This window comes from Bacillus sp. AM 13(2015), assembly GCF_001518755.1.
Classification (GTDB): Bacteria; Bacillota; Bacilli; order Bacillales; family Bacillaceae; genus Bacillus; species Bacillus safensis.
In genome coordinates this window covers 1-4,416 of record NZ_LKCP01000098.1, presented here as the reverse complement: position 1 = coordinate 4,416, position 4,416 = coordinate 1, and the positions used below count along the sequence as shown (strand labels likewise).

The 4,416-nt window shown below is 40.6% G+C and carries 5 protein-coding genes; all 5 read left to right on the top strand.

Annotated elements, in window-relative coordinates; translation table 11 throughout:
- A partial coding sequence (rho, locus tag AOQ70_RS18970) for a transcription termination factor Rho (RefSeq protein ID WP_059378002.1) occupies positions 1–892 on the top strand: 892 nt, incomplete at its 5' end.
- A gap of 130 nt (positions 893–1,022) precedes the next feature.
- Positions 1,023–1,223, top strand: coding sequence for a 50S ribosomal protein L31 (gene rpmE / locus AOQ70_RS18965; RefSeq protein WP_003215407.1), 201 nt, complete (start codon positions 1,023–1,025; stop codon positions 1,221–1,223).
- A gap of 87 nt (positions 1,224–1,310) precedes the next feature.
- Positions 1,311–1,913 carry a thymidine kinase gene (locus AOQ70_RS18960; protein WP_024423745.1) on the top strand — a complete coding sequence of 201 codons (603 nt, stop codon included), beginning with the start codon at positions 1,311–1,313 and terminating at the stop codon, positions 1,911–1,913.
- Positions 1,914–2,192: 279 nt separating this feature from the next.
- Entirely contained in the window at positions 2,193–3,893 is a 1,701-nt protein-coding gene (gene malS, locus AOQ70_RS18955; RefSeq protein WP_039182140.1) for an oxaloacetate-decarboxylating malate dehydrogenase, read from the top strand.
- A 90-nt stretch (positions 3,894–3,983) separates the two neighbouring features.
- Positions 3,984–4,416, top strand: a 433-nt coding sequence (locus AOQ70_RS18950) for an AEC family transporter (RefSeq protein WP_197414619.1), incomplete at its 3' end; no start/stop codon positions are given.

Genomic DNA, 4,416 nt, shown 5'->3' with positions numbered 1-4,416 from the left:
ACGTGTTCACTTTCCTGCACTCACACCGCTATTTCCTGACCGCCAAATGATTCTTGAAACACAGCCTAATCACCTGTCTACTAGAATTATGGACATGATGGCGCCAGTTGGATTTGGTCAGCGTGGTTTAATCGTTGCACCGCCTAAGGCTGGGAAAACCATTTTGCTTAAAGAAATTGCCAACAGCATTTCTGAAAATCACCCAGAGGCAGAGCTGATTGTCCTTTTAATTGACGAGCGTCCAGAGGAAGTAACAGATATCGAACGTTCTGTTGCAGGGGATGTTGTTAGTTCAACCTTTGACGAAGTACCGGAAAACCACATTAAAGTAGCAGAGCTTGTCTTAGAGCGTGCGATGCGTCTTGTTGAACATAAAAAAGATGTCATCATCTTAATGGACAGCATCACAAGGCTTGCTCGTGCATACAATCTTGTGATTCCGCCAAGCGGCCGAACGCTTTCAGGTGGTATTGATCCTGCGGCTTTCCATCGTCCAAAACGCTTCTTTGGTGCTGCGCGTAACATTGAAGAAGGCGGAAGCTTGACGATTTTAGCCACTGCACTTGTTGATACAGGATCACGTATGGATGACGTGATTTATGAAGAGTTTAAAGGAACTGGAAACATGGAGCTTCATTTGGACCGTTCTTTGGCCGAAAGAAGAATTTTCCCTGCGATCGACATTCGCCGTTCTGGTACGAGAAAAGAAGAACTGCTTGTGCCAAAAGAGCATCTTGATCGTCTATGGGCGATGAGAAAATCGATGTCAGATACACCTGACTTCGCTGAGAAGTTCATGCGTAAAATGAGAAAAACAAAGACAAACCAAGAGTTTTTCGATATTTTAACGCAAGAATGGAAACAAGCGAATATGTCTGCATCAAGAAGATAGCTTCTTAAAAAATACATTTGCAATCATAGACTTACACTGTTATAATTTTATCATGTGCGTTTCAGAATTTATTTCTGAGATATTAACTCTGTTTCCGAATTGGATTCAGGGCGGAAGGAGATGACAGTAGATGAAAACAGGAATTCATCCTAACTACAAAAAAGCTACAGTCAAATGCGCTTGTGGAAATGAGTTTGAAACTGGATCAGTAAAAGAAGAGGTACGCATCGAGATTTGCTCTGAGTGCCATCCTTTCTATACAGGCCGTCAAAAATTCGCTTCTGCTGATGGACGTGTTGACCGCTTTAACAAAAAATACGGTCTTAAGTAATAATAGATACAATAAACAGGCAGGAATCCGTTCTTGCCTGTTTTTTTACGTGGATTGATGGAACTTTAAAACGGGGGAGAAGACCTTATGTATGTGATGAAACAAAGCGGTTGGCTTGAAGTCATCTGCGGTAGTATGTTTTCTGGAAAGTCGGAAGAATTGATTCGGAGAGCCAAAAGGGCCACCTTTGCCAAACAAGAAGTAAAAATATTCAAACCAGCGATTGATAACCGATATAGTACAAGCTCTGTTGTGTCACATAACGGTTCATCATTAGATGGGATTGCAGTAGCCTCACCAAAAGACATAATAACGCACATATCAGAAAGAACCGATGTCATTGGCATTGATGAGGTGCAATTTTTTGATGAGACAATCATTGACATTGTCACTCAATTGGCTGACCAAGGCTACCGAGTCATTGTTGCAGGCCTGGATCAAGACTTCAGAGGAGAGCCATTTGGTGTTGTTCCGCATTTAATGGCATGTGCAGAGCTTGTAACAAAACTTCAAGCAGTTTGTTCGGTATGCGGCTCCCCAGCGAGTAGAACACAACGCTTGATCGACGGTAAACCCGCATCCTATGATGATCCTATTATTTTAGTAGGTGCGCAGGAATCATACGAAGCACGATGCAGACATCACCATGAAGTACCAAGACTTGATGTTGGTACAACACTTGACAAATAAAAAAATAGCAAATGCCGCTGTGTTTCGTTTTTCGAGATTTTGACTGAACACCCATCATTTGTACTTAAATAAATTAAATAACACTACGATTAAATTATCTAATTTTCAACGCTTGCGTTTTGTTATAAGCAGGCATAAAATGACTAACTGTAGTGTAAAGCATTTAAACGAAAAGTTCGATTTCTTGTCATAATTTTTTTGATTAAGGATTTTTCTCCTTAATCGTTCTTTGGATTAATAGTTCACTTTATTTATATTTTAGAAAGAGGGTAGTTTTTGATGAACAACGTGAAGAAAACAAAAGAAGGGTACCTCGAAACCACTTTGACAGGTAAAGATGTATTATCGATTCCAACGTTGAACAAAGGCGTTGCTTTCTCTGAAGAAGAAAGACAAGAGCTTGGACTAGAAGGCTTACTTCCTCCAACCGTTCTCACTTTAGAACAGCAAGCAGAAAGAGCGTACAAGCAATTTCTAGCTCAGCCGGATCGTCTTCGTCAAAACGTATACTTAAGTGATTTACAAAACCGTAACGAAGTATTGTTCTACAAGCTTTTAACAGAAAAACTTCGTGAAATGCTTCCTGTTGTGTACACACCAACTGTTGGTGAAGCGATTCAAGAATACAGCCATGAATACAGAAGACCTCATGGTGTCTATCTTTCAATCGACGACATTGACGGCATCGAGAAAGCATTTGAAAACTTGCACGCAACTGCTGGAGACATTGACCTCATCGTTGCAACTGACTCTGAGAGTATTCTTGGAATTGGTGACTGGGGTGTTGGTGGTATCAACATCGCAATCGGTAAATTAGCTGTTTACACGGCTGCAGCAGGTATTGATCCTAGCCGCGTGATTCCAGTTGTATTAGATGTTGGAACAAACAATGAAAAATTATTGAATGATCCATTATACATCGGGAACCATCACAAACGTGTACAAGGTGAAAAATACGAAGAATTCATTGATGCTTATGTAAAAGCAGCACTTAAATTCTTCCCGAAAGCATTGCTGCACTGGGAAGACCTTGGAAACAAAAATGCGCGTAACATCATGAAAAAATACAATGATAACATCTTAACGTTCAACGATGATATTCAAGGTACTGGTGCCATTACTTTAGCGGGTGTTCTTGCAGCTGTCAAGAAAACTGGTACTCAATTGAAAGATCACCGTGTTGTCATCTTCGGAGCTGGATCAGCTGGTATCGGAATCGCAGATCAAATGCGTGACACAATGGTTCTTGAAGGTCTAACAGAAGAAGAAGCAAATAATGCATTCTGGACTTTAGACTACAGAGGATTGCTAACAGACCAATTTGAAGATGAAGTGCTTGATTTCCAAAAACCATACCTTCGTTCTTCTGATGAAGTAGAAGGCTGGGCACGAGATGAAAAAGGACAAATCTCATTTGCTGAAACGGTTCGCCAAGCGAAGCCAACAATTCTTATTGGTACTTCAGGTCAAGGCGGCGCATTCACTGAAGAAATCATTAAAGAAATGGCAGCTCATACAGAGCGTCCAGTGATCATGCCAATGTCTAACCCAACACCGCTTGCTGAAGCAGTGCCAGAGGATCTATTCAAATGGACTGACGGCCGTGCACTTGTTGCAACAGGAAGCCCGTTCGAAAACGTTGAGTATAACGGAATCGAACATGAAATCGGACAATCAAACAATGCGTTCGTTTTCCCTGGACTTGGTCTTGGTTCAATCGTAACAGAATCAAAAATCATCACAAAAGGCATGTTCGTTGCTTCTGCAAATGCAATTGCTGAAATGGTTGATCATGAGAAACCAGGTGCTGGTCTTCTTCCAAGTATTGATAAATTGCAAGAAGTGTCAATTCATGTGGCTGTTGAAGTAGCGAAAGCAGCAATTGAAGATGGTGTCGCAAGAAAAACGCCGGACAACATCGAACAAGCTGTGAAAGACGCAATGTGGATTCCTGAATATAAAAAAATAGTAAGAGCATAATAAAATGTGTAACGCGGCATTGCTTCGGGTAATCTAAGCAATGCCGCAATAAATAAGAAACATGTAAAGGATTTAAGGAGGAATAGTAAGATGGACTTTTTAAATATTTTGATCCTCCTAGCACCGATTTTTTTCGTTATCGCGCTGGGTTGGTTCGCAGGACACTTCGGCAGCTATGACGCTAAATCTGCAAAAGGTGTAAGTACACTTGTAACAAAGTATGCTTTACCAGCGCACTTTATCGCCAGTATTCTGTCAACACCAAAAGATAAATTCTATAGTCAAATTCCATTTTTCGTTGCATTGATTTTCGGAATCGTTGGTTTTTATATCATTATCCTTTTAGTTACGAAATTTGCTTTTAAATATGATTTAACAGACTCATCTGTTTTCTCATTAAACTCAGCACAACCGACCTTTGCATTTATGGGGATTCCGGTCTTGGGCAGTTTATTTGGGGCTCAAGAAGTTGCAATTCCGATTGCGATTACCGGAATAGTTGTAAATGCAATGCTTGATCCAA